General features: G+C 66.5%; 12 protein-coding genes. 3 read left to right on the forward strand and 9 right to left on the reverse strand.

The window, feature by feature from the left end:
* Window positions 1–382 precede the first annotated feature (382 nt).
* From AC1Q7Q_RS24245 to AC1Q7Q_RS24265, 5 genes are all read right to left on the reverse strand, one after another.
* Entirely contained in the window at window positions 383–607 is a 225-nt protein-coding gene (locus AC1Q7Q_RS24245) for a formate dehydrogenase subunit delta (RefSeq protein ID WP_492375294.1), read from the reverse strand.
* The gene (gene fdhD, locus AC1Q7Q_RS24250; protein WP_492375293.1) at window positions 604–1,449 is read right to left on the reverse strand and encodes a formate dehydrogenase accessory sulfurtransferase FdhD; all 846 of its coding nucleotides are present in this window, start codon (window positions 1,447–1,449) and stop codon (window positions 604–606) included. The genes AC1Q7Q_RS24245 and fdhD overlap by 4 nt, the downstream gene beginning before the upstream one ends.
* The gene (fdhF, locus tag AC1Q7Q_RS24255; RefSeq protein WP_492375292.1) at window positions 1,446–4,301 is read right to left on the reverse strand and encodes a formate dehydrogenase subunit alpha; all 2,856 of its coding nucleotides are present in this window, start codon (window positions 4,299–4,301) and stop codon (window positions 1,446–1,448) included. The genes fdhD and fdhF overlap by 4 nt, the downstream gene beginning before the upstream one ends.
* An 88-nt stretch (window positions 4,302–4,389) precedes the next feature.
* Entirely contained in the window at window positions 4,390–5,943 is a 1,554-nt protein-coding gene (locus tag AC1Q7Q_RS24260) for a formate dehydrogenase beta subunit (RefSeq protein WP_492375291.1), read from the reverse strand.
* Window positions 5,940–6,455: a formate dehydrogenase subunit gamma gene (locus AC1Q7Q_RS24265; protein WP_492375290.1), complete on the reverse strand. Its 516-nt coding sequence runs from the start codon at window positions 6,453–6,455 to the stop codon at window positions 5,940–5,942. The genes AC1Q7Q_RS24260 and AC1Q7Q_RS24265 overlap by 4 nt, the downstream gene beginning before the upstream one ends.
* A 287-nt stretch (window positions 6,456–6,742) precedes the next feature.
* Between AC1Q7Q_RS24265 and AC1Q7Q_RS24270 the strand changes: the two genes are divergently transcribed.
* Window positions 6,743–7,840, forward strand: coding sequence for a substrate-binding domain-containing protein (locus AC1Q7Q_RS24270; protein WP_492375289.1), 1,098 nt, complete (start codon window positions 6,743–6,745; stop codon window positions 7,838–7,840).
* A 21-nt stretch (window positions 7,841–7,861) separates the two neighbouring features.
* On the opposite strand, the gene AC1Q7Q_RS24275 is transcribed toward AC1Q7Q_RS24270, so the two are convergent.
* The 3 genes from AC1Q7Q_RS24275 to AC1Q7Q_RS24285 all read right to left on the reverse strand — a co-directional run bounded on the left by AC1Q7Q_RS24275 (window position 7,862) and on the right by AC1Q7Q_RS24285 (window position 11,413).
* Window positions 7,862–8,185, reverse strand: a complete 324-nt coding sequence (locus AC1Q7Q_RS24275; protein WP_492375288.1) for a hypothetical protein — start codon at window positions 8,183–8,185, stop codon at window positions 7,862–7,864.
* Between the two features lie 98 nt (window positions 8,186–8,283).
* Complete coding sequence (locus tag AC1Q7Q_RS24280; RefSeq protein WP_492375287.1) at window positions 8,284–9,954, reverse strand: M30 family zinc metallopeptidase; 1,671 nt, start codon at window positions 9,952–9,954, stop codon at window positions 8,284–8,286.
* A 145-nt stretch (window positions 9,955–10,099) separates the two neighbouring features.
* A complete protein-coding gene (locus AC1Q7Q_RS24285; protein ID WP_492375286.1) occupies window positions 10,100–11,413 on the reverse strand; it encodes a cation:proton antiporter in 1,314 nt (437 codons plus the stop codon).
* A gap of 208 nt (window positions 11,414–11,621) precedes the next feature.
* On the opposite strand from AC1Q7Q_RS24285, the gene AC1Q7Q_RS24290 reads away from it, so the two are divergent.
* Window positions 11,622–12,509: an alpha/beta hydrolase gene (locus AC1Q7Q_RS24290; RefSeq protein WP_492375285.1), complete on the forward strand. Its 888-nt coding sequence runs from the start codon at window positions 11,622–11,624 to the stop codon at window positions 12,507–12,509.
* On the forward strand, window positions 12,506–12,631 hold the full coding sequence (locus AC1Q7Q_RS24295; RefSeq protein ID WP_492375284.1) for a hypothetical protein: 126 nt from the start codon (window positions 12,506–12,508) through the stop codon (window positions 12,629–12,631). The genes AC1Q7Q_RS24290 and AC1Q7Q_RS24295 overlap by 4 nt, the downstream gene beginning before the upstream one ends.
* Here the strand turns inward: AC1Q7Q_RS24295 and ppk2 are convergent.
* The gene (gene ppk2, locus AC1Q7Q_RS24300) at window positions 12,625–13,542 is read right to left on the reverse strand and encodes a polyphosphate kinase 2 (RefSeq protein WP_492375283.1); all 918 of its coding nucleotides are present in this window, start codon (window positions 13,540–13,542) and stop codon (window positions 12,625–12,627) included. The genes AC1Q7Q_RS24295 and ppk2 overlap by 7 nt on opposite strands.
* Window positions 13,543–13,594 lie beyond the last annotated feature (52 nt).

A 13,594-nucleotide genomic window follows, 5' to 3' on the forward strand; every position in this document is an offset into this window, starting at 1 on the left:
GCCCGCAACTCACCACGCTTGCCCTCCGAGACAAAACCACGAAACCAGCCACACCCGAAACGGCGCAGCACTTCGCCCCGCGAACGGCAGATGTGGGAATGGTCACCGCAAGCGAGGTCAGGGGCTGCACCACGTAACCCATAGGTCATGCCGTAGCGATGCCCTTGGGGCCGGTAGGATCGGCTAGCCAACACTCCGGGCCGTACGACGCAACCACTGCCCCACATAAGCCCGATTGCTCTGCGCCCGGCAGGGCGGCTTTCTTTTCGTTAGTTTTCTTTGCCGGTCAAAGAAAAGTGACCGGCAGCCCCCGCAGGGGGATGTCGTATGGCCCTTGGGTGCAAGCTGCCATCGCCGCCCAAAGAAACAGCGACCAACCCAATCACTCCAACGCCCCCCGATACCTCGTCACCGCCAACAACACAATCTCATCCAGCCCAGCATCTTCACTCCCATCCAGCCGCGCCAGCAAAGCGCGCCGCATACGTGGCTCCCAGAAGCGCTTGATATGGCTGGCGATATCCGCCACCGCTTCTTCGCGGTCCGGCATGGCTTCGAAGAAGGTGCCGATCTGGTTCGCCATCTTGACGAGGTTGTCGGAGTTCATGCTTGTTCCGTCCTGCTGTGCAAACGTTGGGGGTGGGAGTAGACCACGTGCCGGCCGGCGCGTACAAAGCCGGCCAGCGTGACGCCGGCATCGATCGCCAGGCGTACCGCGAGCGCGGTCGGGCCGGATACGGCGGCCAGCACGCCGACGCCGGCGCCGGCGGTCTTCAGCACCATTTCGTAGCTGGCGCGGCTGGTCACCAGCACGGCGCCGCGCGAGCGGTCCTCGCCGGTGCGTGCCAGCGCGCCGATCAGTTTGTCGAGCGCGTTGTGGCGGCCCACGTCTTCGCGGACCAGCGCAACCTGGCCGTCGGCGCGCAGCCACGCGGCGGCGTGCGTGGCGCCGGTGTGGCGCAGCAGTTCCTGCCGGGTCTGCAACTGCGCGAATGCGGCGTACATCGCCTCGTCGCTGAAGCTGGCGCCGCTGCTCACGGGTGCCGGGGCGCGCATGACTTCCTGCAGCGATTCGGTGCCGCACAGGCCGCAGCCGGTTCGGCCCGCCATGGCGCGGCGCCGATCCCTGAGCGCGGCGAAGGCTTGCGCCGCGATGCGCAACCGCACCGCGATACCTTCGGGGCGGACCTCGGTCTCTATCTCATAAACATCGCGCGGGCTGGCCACCAGCCCTTCGCTCAGGCTGAAGCCCAGCGCGAAGTCTTCGAGATCGGCCGGCGAGGCCAGCATGACCGCATGCGAGATGCCGTTGTACTCGAGCGCAACCGGCACTTCCTCGGCAATCTCGTCGTCCTCCAGTGCCAGTTCGCCGAGGTGGCTGCGGCTGACCGCGAAGGTGCTGTGGGTGGCCGGCTCGGCGTCGGCCATGGCGAGTTCGCAGAGTGTCATGCCGGCCCTGCCTCGGCGCTGGCCGCCTGCAGCAACTGCATCTGCTGATCGTGGAAATCGCGGTACTGGCGCTGCCATTCGGACGGCTGCGCCACCGGCATGACCTGCACCGCGGTGACCTTGTACTCGGGGCAGTTGGTCGCCCAGTCCGAGTTGTCGGTGGTGATCACATTGGCGCCGGACTCGGGGAAGTGGAAGGTGGTGTAGACCACGCCCGGCTGCATGCGCTCGCTGACGATGGCGCGCAGCACGGTTTCGCCCGCACGGCTTTGCACGCCGACCCAGTCGCCGTCCTTGATGCCGCGTTCCTCGGCGTCGTGCGGATGGATCTCCAGGCGGTCTTCGTCATGCCACATCACGTTCTCGGTGCGGCGTGTCTGTGCGCCGACGTTGTACTGCGACAGGATGCGGCCCGTGGTGAGAATCAGCGGGAACTTGCGGTTCACGCGTTCGTTGGTGGGCACGTAGCGGGTGATGATGAACTTGCCCTTGCCGCGCACGAATGCGTCGATGTGCATGGTCGGCGTGCCCTCGGGCGCGGCGTCGTTGCACGGCCACTGGATGCTGCCGAGTTCTTCCAGGCGCTGGTAGCTGACGCCGCTGAAGGTGGGCGTGAGCCGCGCGATCTCGTCCATGATCTCGGAAGGATGCTTGTACTCCATCGGATAGCCCAGCGCGTTGGACAGCAGCACGGTGGCTTCCCAGTCGGCATAGCGCGCCTTGGGCGGCATCACTTTGCGCACGCGCGAGATACGGCGCTCGGCGTTGGTGAAGGTGCCGTCCTTCTCCAGGAAGGACGAGCCCGGCAGGAATACGTGCGCGTACTTGGCGGTCTCGTTGAGGAAGATGTCCTGCACCACGATGCATTCCATGGCCGACAGCGCTGCCGACACGTGCTGCGTGTTCGGGTCGGACTGCACGATGTCTTCGCCCTGGCAGTACAGGCCCATGAAGCTGCCGGACAGCGCGGCCTCGAACATATTGGGAATGCGCAGGCCCGGCTCCGGGCTGATCTCCACATTCCACGCGGATTCGAACAGCCCGCGCGTGGTGGAATCCGACACGTGGCGGTAGCCCGGCAGTTCATGCGGGAACGAGCCGATGTCGCACGAGCCCTGCACGTTGTTCTGTCCGCGCAGCGGGTTCACGCCCACGCCTTCGCGGCCGATATTGCCCGTGCACATGGCGAGGTTGGCGATGCCCATCACGGTGGTCGAGCCCTGCGCATGTTCGGTCACGCCCAGGCCGTAATAGATCGCGGCATTGCCGCCGGTGGCGTACAGGCGTGCGGCGCCGCGCAGTTGCCCGGCGGGAATGCCGGTGATCTCGGCCATGGCTTCCGGCGAGTTCTCCGGCAGCATGACGAAGTCGCGCCATTGCTGGAACGCACGGTCCTCGCAACGCTCGGCGATAAACGATTCGGCCATCAGGCCTTCGCTGACGATCACGTGGGCCATCGACGTCACCACCGCTACGTTGGTGCCGGGACGCAATTGCAGGTGGAAGTCGGCGCGCACGTGCGGCGAATCGACCAGGTCGATGCGGCGCGGATCGATCACGATCAGCTTGGCGCCGGCGCGCAGGCGCTTTTTCATGCGCGAGGCAAACACGGGGTGGCCGTCGGTCGGGTTGGCGCCCATCACCATGATGACGTCCGCCTTCTCCACCGAGCGGAAGGTCTGCGTGCCGGCGGATTCGCCCAGCGTCTGCTTGAGGCCGTAGCCGGTGGGCGAGTGGCAAACCCGCGCGCAGGTATCGACGTTGTTGTTGCCGAAGGCGGCGCGCACCAGCTTCTGCACCAGGTAGCCTTCCTCGTTGGTACAGCGCGAGGACACGATGCCGCCGATGGCATCGCGGCCATGCTTGGCCTGGATGCGCTTGAATTCGGAGGCCGCGTGGCTGATCGCTTCTTCCCACGACACTTCGCGCCACGGATCCGTGATCCTGGCGCGGATCATCGGGTTCAGGATGCGGTCTTTGTGGGTCGCATAGCCAAAGGCGAAGCGGCCCTTCACGCACGAGTGCCCCTCGTTGGCCTGGCCGTTCTTGTACGGCACCATGCGCACCACTTCATTGCCCTTCATCTCCGCCTTGAAGGCGCAGCCCACGCCACAGTAAGCGCAAGTGGTGACCTTGCTGTGCTCCGGCTGCCCCATGCGGATGATGGAGGTCTCGGCCAGCGTGGCGGTAGGGCACGCCTGCACGCAGGCGCCGCACGACACGCAGTCGGAATCCATGAAGCTGTCGCCCTGCCCCGCCGTCACGCGCGAGTCAAAACCGCGGCCGCTGATGGTGAGCGCGAAGGTGCCCTGGGTTTCCTCGCAGGCGCGCACGCAGCGATTGCACACGATGCACTTGGAGGGATCGTAGGTGAAATACGGATTGGACTCGTCCTTGGCCTCGGCGCGGTGGTTCGCGCCGTCGTACCCATAGCGCACTTCGCGCAGGCCGACCACGCCGGCCATATCCTGCAACTCGCAGTTGCCGTTGGTGGGGCAGGTCAGGCAGTCGAGCGGATGGTCGGAGATATACAGCTCCATCACGCCGCGGCGCAGGTCGGCCAGCTTGTCGGTTTGCGTCTTCACCTTCATGCCGGCTTCGGCCGGCGTGGTGCACGAGGCGGGGAAGCCCCGCCGGCCTTCGATCTCGACCAGGCACAGGCGGCAGGAGCCGAAGGACTTGAGGCTATCGGTGGCGCACAGCTTGGGCACGTTCACACCGGCTTGCACGGCGGCGCGCATCAGCGAGGTGCCGGCGGGCACGGTCACGTCGACGCCGTCGATCTCTAGGGTGACCTGCTGTTGTGAATCGCTGGCCGGCGTGCCGAAGTCGATTTCGTTGCGTGTGTTCAAGGCGGGCTCCCGCTGCGGCCTGGGCCGCATACTGGTGATTCAGAGTGGCGCAGTGGCAGCGCCGGTTCGATAGGCTGAGGCGCTACGCTCAGGCAGCTTTGGCTGGCGCTGCCACGCCAAAGTCTTCCGGGAATGCGTCTAGCGCCGACAGCACCGGGTACGGCGTCATGCCGCCCATGGCGCACAACGATCCGCCCAGCATGGTGTCGCACAGGTCGCGCACCAGCTTGACGTGCTTCACCGGCTGGTCGCCCGCGATGATCTTGTCGATCACCTCGACGCCGCGCGTGGAGCCGATCCGGCACGGCGTGCACTTGCCGCAGGATTCGATGGCGCAGAATTCCATCGCGTAGCGGGCTTGCCTGGCCATGTCGACGGTGTCGTCGAACACCACGATGCCGCCATGCCCCAGCACCGCGCCAAACGCGGCGAAGGCTTCGTAGTCCATCGGCGTATCCAGCCGCGACACCGGCAGGTACGCGCCCAGCGGGCCGCCCACCTGCACCGCGCGGATGGGCCGTGCGCTGCGCGTGCCCTGGCCGTAGCCCTCAAGCAGTTCGCGCAGGGTCACGCCGAAGGCTTTCTCCACCAGTCCGCCCTGGCGCACATTGCCGGCGATCTGGAACGGCAGCGTGCCGCGCGAGCGGCCCATGCCAAAGTCGCGATAGAACTGTGCGCCGCGCGCGAGGATCACCGGCACGGTGGCCAGCGAGATCACGTTGTTGATGATGGTGGGCTTGCCGAACAGCCCCTCGATGGCCGGCAGCGGCGGCTTGGCGCGCACCACGCCGCGCTTGCCCTCCAGGCTTTCCAGCAGCGCGGTTTCCTCGCCGCAGACATAGGCACCGGCGCCCTTGCGCACTTCGAGCCGGAAGCGCCGGCCGCTGCCGCGGATATCGTCACCCAGCCAGCCGGCCGCCTGCGCGATGCCAACGGCGGATTCCAGCACGGCGATAGCGTGCGGATATTCAGAGCGCACGTAGATGTAGCCATGCTCCGCGCCGACAGCTAGGCCGGCGATGGTCATGCCTTCGATCAGCATGAACGGGTCGCCTTCCATCACCATGCGGTCGGAGAAGGTGCCGGAGTCGCCTTCATCGGCATTGCAGACCACGTACTTGATGGGCGACTGCGCGTTGCGCACCGTCTGCCACTTGATGCCCGTGGGAAACGCCGCGCCCCCGCGTCCGCGCAGGCCGGAATCGGTCACTTCCTGCACGATCTGCGCGCCGTCCAGCGCCAGCGCGCGGGTCAGGCCGTCATAGCCATCGTGTGCGATGTAGTCCGCGAGCGAGAGCGGATCGGTGATGCCCATGCGGGCAAGGGTCAAGCGCTCCTGCCCCTTGAGGAACGGGATTTCCTCGGTGAGCCCCTGCGCCAGCGCATGCGCGCCACCCGCCAGGAAGTCGGCATCGAACAGCGCGGCGACATCTTCGGCGGTAACCGGCCCATAGGCCACACGTCCGGCGGGGGTCTGCACTTCAACCAGCGGCTCAAGCCAGAACATGCCGCGCGAGCCGTTGCGCACCAGTTCGATGCTGGCGCCACGCGCCGTGGCCTCACGCGTGATGGCGCGGGCCACCGCATCGGCGCCCATGGCCAGCGCGCTGGAATCGCGGGGTACGAAAACGGTGATGCTCATGCTTGCACCTCCTGGTCCACTGCCACGTCCGCGCAGGCTTTGATCAGGGCATCGAAGCGCTGCGCCGTGACGCGGCCAGCCAGCTCCCCGTCGATCATCACGGCCGGGCCACAGGCGCACTGGCCGAGGCAATACACCGGCTCCAGCGTGAACTCGCCATCGGCGGTGGTTTCATGGAATCCGCAGCCCAGCGCGCGCTCGGCGTGCGCGGCAAGGGCCTCGCTGCCAACCGACTGGCACGCTTCCGCGCGGCAGACCTGGACCACGTGCCGGCCCGGCTTGCTGTCGCGAAAGTGGTGATAGAAGGTGACCACGCCATGCACCTCGGCGCGCGACAGGTTGAGCGCGCGGGCAATCTCGGGCAAGGCGTCGGCGGGCACGTAGCCTACCGTGTCCTGGATCTCGTGGAGGATGGGCAGCAAGGCGCCCGGCATGTCGCGGCGCGCGGCCACGATGCGGGCGACCGGGTCGCGCACGGCGCTGGCGGCTGGCTTGGCAGCGGAATCAGACATCGAGTCTCCTGGTGGCGCAGCTCGGGCCGGCGCAAGCGCTCAAGCGCGGCGCCAGCGGCAGACGTTGTGGCGCATTGGCTTGCGCGTCTTGCCAGGATTTGCTGCGGGGTGCGGCACGCCGTGTCGCGGCGACCGCGTTATATGCTATTTTTTTCATATCTTGGGGGCTCTGAACGGGCATTCCCCATCTCGCCTGGGCAGTTAAGCGGGCTTTTATCGGGTGCTATGCCTCTTCGAGCGGACTATAGGCAGTTGGCCACGTTCGAGCAATATGCTATTTTTCTCATATGATTCGCATCTCGATCCTGCCCCACCTCCAAATCCGCGACGACAGCGATGCCGCCAGCGCCCCACTAGACGTGTCCCGCCTGGTCACCTTGCTCGGGCATATCGAAAGCACAGGCAGCATCAGCCAGTCGGCGCAGGCGACCGGCCTGTCCTACCGCTACGCCTGGGGCATCCTGCGTGACGCGCAAACCCTGTTCGGCGGCGCGCTGATCGTCAAGACCCGCGGGCGCGGCAGCGCGCTGTCGCCGCTGGCACAGCAACTGGTGTGGGCCAGCAAGCGCATTGCCGCGCGGCTCTCACCCACGCTGGAGAGCCTGGCCTCGGAACTGGAAATCGAACTGAAAAAGCTGGTGGACCAACCCGGCCCCACGCTGCGCCTGCACGCCAGCCATGGCTTCGCGGTGGCGGCGCTGCATGATTTCCTGGATGCGCACCAGGTGCGCCACGACCTGAAATACTGCGGCAGCCTTGAGGCGGTTGCGGCACTTGCGCAAGGTGCCTGCGATATTGCCGGCTTCCATGTGCCGATCGGCGAATTCGAGCGGGACATGCTGGCGAGCTTTGCCACATGGATTCGCCCGCAGACCCATTGCCTGATTCAGCTCGCGGTTCGCTCGCAAGGCATCTTCGTGCGCCCCGGCAACCCGAAGCAGGTCACCACGCTGCAAGATCTCTGCCGCGCCGACGTGCGCTTCGTCAACCGCCAGACCGGTTCCGGCACGCGGCTGCTGCTGGACCTGATGCTCAAGGCGCGCGGCATCGACAGCGGGCGCATCGAGGGTTACAGCAATGGCGAGTTCACCCACGCCGCGGTGGCCGCCTATATCGGCAGCGGCATGGCGGATGCGGGGTTCGGCGTGGAGACGGCGGCGCGCCGCTTCGGGCTGGATTTCGTGCCGGTGCTCAAGGAACGGTACTTCTTTGTGATCGAGCGGGAGCGCCTGCAAAGCCCAGCACTGGCCGGCGCCGTCGCGGCACTCAGGAGCGCCGGTTTCCGGCAGGTGGTGGATGCCCTGCCCGGCTATGACGGTAGCCTGACCGGTACGGTATTGACGCTGGAAGAGGCGTTCCCCGACCGCGCGGGCCCGAGCGACTGACCAGGCTGGAGCTAGCCGGATCTAGCGCGCAGGCGCGCCGTCCGGCACGGCCTCGATCCGCTCGACGCGGATGGCCGGCGCCCACGTGCCGGGCTGGTTTGCGCGCAGCACGGTGCCGGTCACGCCCACCTTCTGGCCGCGCAACGCCTCGGCCTCGCCGACAGGGAATTTCTCCAGCACCCATGCCTCGCCATCAGCGGTGACCAGCACCGGCTGCTGGAACAGGGCGCTGCCCTTGACCATCACCGTGCCCGTCAAGGCGATGGACCGCCCGGCCGGCACCGCGTGCACGCACGCAGCCAGCACGACGGACAGGGCAGCAATCAGGAGCAGGATTCGGCGCATGAGGTTTGTTGGATTGACAAGTCCGGGCGGCGAACATCGCCGCCCGGGAGCCACCGGAGGCAGATCCGGCGAGCCTGCGCTTAGCGCGGTCAGTACAATCAGTACACCACGACGGATAGCGTAGCGCCGGCAGGCACGCGCACGGTCTCGCTGAACGTGGCACCCCCGTTGCTGCGAACCACCGGGAAACTACCATACGGCTGCAACGTGGCGGGCACGGCCACCGGCAGCTTGCGCGAGGCGCGGAACAGGTCCGGATCGATCAGCGGGAGCGTGAAGCCGCCGTCGACACGGGCCGGGTAGCCGTAACGCGACGGCGACGTCGCGGCTGGCATCAGCGAATTGCTGGTCACGCTCCAGCGCAACAGTTCCTGGCTAAAGCCGGAGTCCGGGCGCGCGGCCTTGATGGCCTGGTCGAGCACGGTCTTGGAGTCCGCGCTGGAAGTCCGGCCCAGCAGGTCCTTGTAAAAGGCCAGGCCGAGTTGCCGGTCCAGGAAGCCGCCGAAGCTGCCCGACACCGAATAGCTCTCGCAGGTGGCGCCGAATCCAGTGAAATTCAGCATATTGCAGTTGAAGTTGCCGTTGCCATAGCTCACGTAGTCCCTGAAACGCACGTCGCGGATCGCGTTGTACGTGGGGTCGATGGTCTGGCTGGCGAAGTCCTCCATCATCATCGCGGACATTTCTTCCAGCCAGCTATCGAATGCGTACTGCTGGCCGGCCTTGACGCCGCGGCGGTAGAAGTTCTGCATATGCATCCCCTCGTGCGCCATGGTCATCTTCATCGACTTCAGGCCTTCGGCGCCGCCCAGGTACAGGGTCTCGGAATCGAGATAGAGCGACAGCGACTCGTTGCTGCGTGAATCCGAGGTGGCCTTCAGGTTGTGCAGGCCCCAGAAATAGCCCACGGTGCCGAATGGCTTGCCATTGTTGTCGAAGTTGAGCACGACGATATCCACCGGCTGGCCGCTGCCGGCGATCAGGTTGTTGTAGCTGTGCGCGCCCCACAACGGGCCGCCGACCGAGGTCAGCATGTCGTAGATGCCGCCGCCGCTAGCGAAGGCGGCAGCCAGCGTGTCGACGAGGGTGCCGGTGACCTTGCCAGGCGCCGACTCGGTGGTCTCCACCCAGATGTTGACGGTGGTGGCGTCTGTCGTGCTCACTTGCTTGACCAGCGTGGCCGCGCGGCGTGTGCCGTCGGTGTGGTACCAGCTCTTGGTATCGTTGAGCACGGAAGCGAGCGGCGGTGGCGGTGCGATTTCGGAAAGGCTGGCCACCTGCTTGCCGCCGGCCAGTGCTGCCCAGCCGGTGCGATTGAACTCGGCAATGTCGCGCAGCGTTTGTTCGTCCTGCCCGGTGGAGACCGACTGAATCGAGAGGTTGCCCAGCACGGACTGGATCACCGACAGCGACAGGCCGGCCGGCATGGCCTGCGCCGTGGCGCCGTTGGTGTAGAGCAGCGTCACGGGCTTGCCATTCACGCCGCCGATGGCAACGGGCACATCGGCTGGCGCGCCGGTGGTGTTGGAGGCAGACCAGACGCCGACGCCGGAACCCGAGTAATTGCTGGCATCCACGGCGCTGCAGCCGCCGCAGGCCGGCGCCAGCGTGGGCGGCACGGGCGCGCTGGCGACCGGCACGGAAGGACTCGCGTTTGTCTGGGCGGCAGCTGGCGCATCGCCGCCACCGCCACCGCAGGCGGCGACAGACATGGCGGCCAGCAGGGCAGCGAGCTGGCTTGCGCATTGGCGGAAGAGAGGACCCCTCATGTTCTAAAGCTCCGATTCTTGTTCTGTGGATGCAGGCCTGGGCGCACGAAGCCTAAGCCACACAAATAACGGCATCCGGGACAAGAGCTTTAACGAGGGAGAAAACTGCAGGCGAGTGCCAGAAGCGCTGCGCAAGCCAATGGATTCAGGCCTTGGCGGCGCCGCGCCAGCGCCGGTACATCGCCATCAGGGGCGTGGCCGATGAGCCGTGCAGCACCACCGATAGCACCACCACGCAGAGCGTGGCGTCGGCCAGCATGGCCCCGTGGCGGAAATCCGCACCATGCGCAAGCGCATAGGCCAGGTAGTAGACCGAGCCGATGCCGCGCACGCCAAACCAGGCAATGAGCCGCCGCTGCGGCGGCTGCAGCGCAACCCCGATGGTAGAGATCCCCACGGCCAGCGGGCGCACCACGAGGATCAGCGCCAGCCCCAGGCCAAGGTACTCCCAGCGCAGCATCCGTACGGAGAGCAGCGCGCCCACCGCCACCATCACGCTAAGCTCGGCTAGCCGCTCGAGGTCCAGCGAGAACTCGCTGACGGTGTGCGCCAGGTAGGCGGCAGCCTTGTCGTGCTGCACGGCCGTGCTCTCCTGCTCCGAGAACACGGTCGCGCCCAGCACTTCGTCGGCCTCGACGTCCTGGTTCTCCTGGTGCTCGACGTGGCGCATGGCCATGCCCGCGGCAAACACCGCCAGGAAGCCATAGCTGTGCACGGCCAGCGCGGCGCCGTAAGCCAGCCCGATCAGGCCGACGGCGAAGAAGCTCTCCATGCCGGCCGCGCCACGCTGGCGCTTGCGCAGGGCCAGCACCGCGCGGCTGCACAGCCAGCCCATGCTCCAGCCCAGGGCCAGGCCAGCCAGCGAGGCCCACAGCAGGTCGACCCACAGCCAACGCTGCCAGCCAATGCCGGCATCCTGCGCGCCCATCAGGCCAAGCGCGAGGATGACGAAGGGAAACGCGGCGCCGTCGTTGAGCCCGCCCTCCCCGGTCAAGCTAAAGCGCATCCGGTCGCGGTCCTGCGTATCCTCGACCTGCACGTCGGAGGCCAGCACCGGATCCGTTGGCGCCAGGATGGCCGCGAGCAGCAGGGCCACGCCCGCAGGCAAGCCCATGGCCCAGAAGCCAATCGCGAACAGCATGGCGATGGTCAGCAGCATCCCCACCGTGGCCAGCCGCAGGGCAACGCGCCAGAGGCGATCGCGCGGATGCACACGCAGCCGCAGCCCCACCGCGAACAGCGATACCAGCAGGGCGATCTCCGTCACGATCTCCAGCGCAACCGCATGATCGCGATCCGTCACATCGCCCCGGATCAGGCCAAGCCCCCATGGCCCGAGCCCGATGCCGAACAGCAGGTAAAGCGCCGACGCCGACAGCGGCAGCCGCTTTACCTGCGAACTGATCAAACCCATGGTGATGAGCAACGCGCCGATGACCCAAGCCCAGGTACCGAACAAGGAACACCTCCTGTAGCGAGCCTTCACTGAGAATAGCCGGAGCCAGGCAGGGCATGCACCGGGGCGAGACGTGCGAAGCGCGCGTGGCATTCAACTTGCTGCGCATCCATGCCTGGCCCGGCGGGCACGCCATGCCGCACTGCGCGCGGCGACTATGCAAGAATGGCTGGCAGCACTTGAAAAAGCTACCGAAGAGGAAGCCTTGCCGATGCTCAGACCGCGCTTTCTTTCGCTCCTCCTGGCATTGCCGCTGGTGGTCGGCCTAAGCGCCTGCTCCACATCGGACGTGCTCAATGCCTTAACCCAAAGCAAAGCCTATGCCCTGAGCACCAACGTGCCCTACGGCGACGGCGAACGCGCCAGGCTCGACATCTATGCGCCGCGCCAGCCGGCGTGCCCAGGCCAGGCGCCGGTCGTGGTGTTCTTCTATGGGGGCACCTGGAACAGCGGGGAAAAGGCCGAATACGCCTTCGTCGCGGCAGCGCTGGCCGCGCGCGGCATCCTGACCGTGATCCCGGACTATCGCCTCTACCCCGAAGTCAGCTATCCGGATTTCCTGTTGGACAACGCGCGCGCGGTCGCGTGGACGCGGCGCGAGATCGCCGGCTACGGCGGCGACCCGCAACGGCTGTTCCTGATGGGGCACAGCGCGGGTGGCTACAACGCCGCCATGCTCGCGCTCGATGCGCGCTGGCTCGGCAGCTTCGACATGAGTCCCGCCCTGCTGCGCGGCTGGATCGGGCTGGCAGGGGCCTACGATTTCCTGCCGATCGAGAATCGCCAGGCGCAGCCGGTGTTCCACCACCCCGACTACCCGCCCGGTTCGCAGCCGATCGACTATGCCGACGCGCGCTCACCCGCAGCGTTCATCGGCGTGGACGACGGCGACCGCCTGATCAACCCGCTGCGCAACTCCGCGCAAATGGCAACGCGGCTGGAACAACGCGGCGTGCCCGTGCAGTTCCGCAGCTATGCCCGGCTCTCCCACACACTGCTGATCGGCGTGTTCGCCGACCCGCTGCACTGGCTGGCGCCCGTGCGCGACGACGTGGCCAGCTTCATCCTGCAGCGCGCCGGTTGCAGGAGCGCGGCATGAGCGTGGCGTCTGCCTGCCTCTATATCTGCAGGTTCGACAACGCCACCGGCTACGGCTACGGCAAGGGCTGCCGGCACCCGCGCAAGGCGTCGTCGCGGCGCGCGAAAAAGAAGGCTCAGTAGACTTCCGGCACGATCATGTTGTCGGGCACCGGCTGGCGCGAGTAGTCGTCGTGCCGCTCGCGCTGCGGCAGCACCACGGGCGGCTGCACGCGCTCTTCATAAGGCATCTGCTGCAGCAGGTGATGGATGCAATTGAGGCGCGCCTTTTTCTTGTCGACCGCCTGCACCACCCACCACGGCGCCTCGTCGATATGCGTGCGCTCCAGCATGATTTCCTTGGCGCGGGTGTAATCCTCCCAGCGCCGGCGGGATTCGAGATCCATCGGGCTGAGCTTCCACTGCTTGAGCGGATCGTGGATGCGGGAGAGGAAGCGCAGGTGCTGCTCTTCGTCCGAGATCGAGAACCAGTATTTGATCACCTGGATGCCGGAGCGCACCAGCATGCGTTCGAACTCCGGCACCGAGCGGAAGAACTCTTCGTACTGGTCGTCGGTGCAAAAGCCCATCACGCGCTCCACGCCGGCGCGGTTGTACCAGCTGCGGTCGAACAGCACGATCTCCCCCGCCGCCGGCAAGTGCGAGACATAGCGCTGGAAATACCACTGGGTGCGTTCGCGGTCGTTGGGCGCCGGCAGCGCCGCCACCCGGGCCACGCGCGGATTGAGCCGCTGGGTGATGCGCTTGATCACGCCGCCTTTGCCGGCCGCGTCGCGCCCTTCAAACAAGATCACGACCTTGTGGCCAGTCTCCACCACCCAGCTTTGCAGCTTGACCAGCTCGCCCTGCAGGCGGAACAGCTCGCGAAAGTACAGCCGCCGCGCAGCCCGCTCGTCGTCGTCCAGGCCGCCGGCGGCTTCGCCGAACAGCGTATCGACATGGTGGTCTTCCAGCTCCAGTTCGAGTTCTTCGTCATAGTGATCGGCCACCTCGCGGTGGATACGCCGAATCAGCTCGTTCTCGTCTGGTCTCATTGCTAACTCCTGTTCGCAACAACGTGGTGACTGGCAGGCTAACCGCGAGATG

Source organism: Cupriavidus sp. GW823-FHT07A04 (assembly GCF_058794615.1).

What these genes read in the sequence shown, in the direction of transcription:
- AC1Q7Q_RS24270 (WP_492375289.1), top strand. Translation starts at nt 6,743, where the DNA reads ATGATTCGCATCTCGATCCTGCCCCACCTCCAAATCCGCGACGACAGC.
- AC1Q7Q_RS24245 (WP_492375294.1), bottom strand. Translation starts at nt 607, where the DNA reads ATGAACTCCGACAACCTCGTCAAGATGGCGAACCAGATCGGCACCTTC.
- AC1Q7Q_RS24265 (WP_492375290.1), bottom strand. Translation starts at nt 6,455, where the DNA reads ATGTCTGATTCCGCTGCCAAGCCAGCCGCCAGCGCCGTGCGCGACCCG.
- AC1Q7Q_RS24295 (WP_492375284.1), top strand. Translation starts at nt 12,506, where the DNA reads ATGAGCGTGGCGTCTGCCTGCCTCTATATCTGCAGGTTCGACAACGCC.
- AC1Q7Q_RS24260 (WP_492375291.1), bottom strand. Translation starts at nt 5,943, where the DNA reads ATGAGCATCACCGTTTTCGTACCCCGCGATTCCAGCGCGCTGGCCATG.
- AC1Q7Q_RS24280 (WP_492375287.1), bottom strand. Translation starts at nt 9,954, where the DNA reads ATGAGGGGTCCTCTCTTCCGCCAATGCGCAAGCCAGCTCGCTGCCCTG.
- fdhD (WP_492375293.1), bottom strand. Translation starts at nt 1,449, where the DNA reads ATGACACTCTGCGAACTCGCCATGGCCGACGCCGAGCCGGCCACCCAC.
- AC1Q7Q_RS24275 (WP_492375288.1), bottom strand. Translation starts at nt 8,185, where the DNA reads ATGCGCCGAATCCTGCTCCTGATTGCTGCCCTGTCCGTCGTGCTGGCT.
- AC1Q7Q_RS24290 (WP_492375285.1), top strand. Translation starts at nt 11,622, where the DNA reads ATGCTCAGACCGCGCTTTCTTTCGCTCCTCCTGGCATTGCCGCTGGTG.
- ppk2 (WP_492375283.1), bottom strand. Translation starts at nt 13,542, where the DNA reads ATGAGACCAGACGAGAACGAGCTGATTCGGCGTATCCACCGCGAGGTG.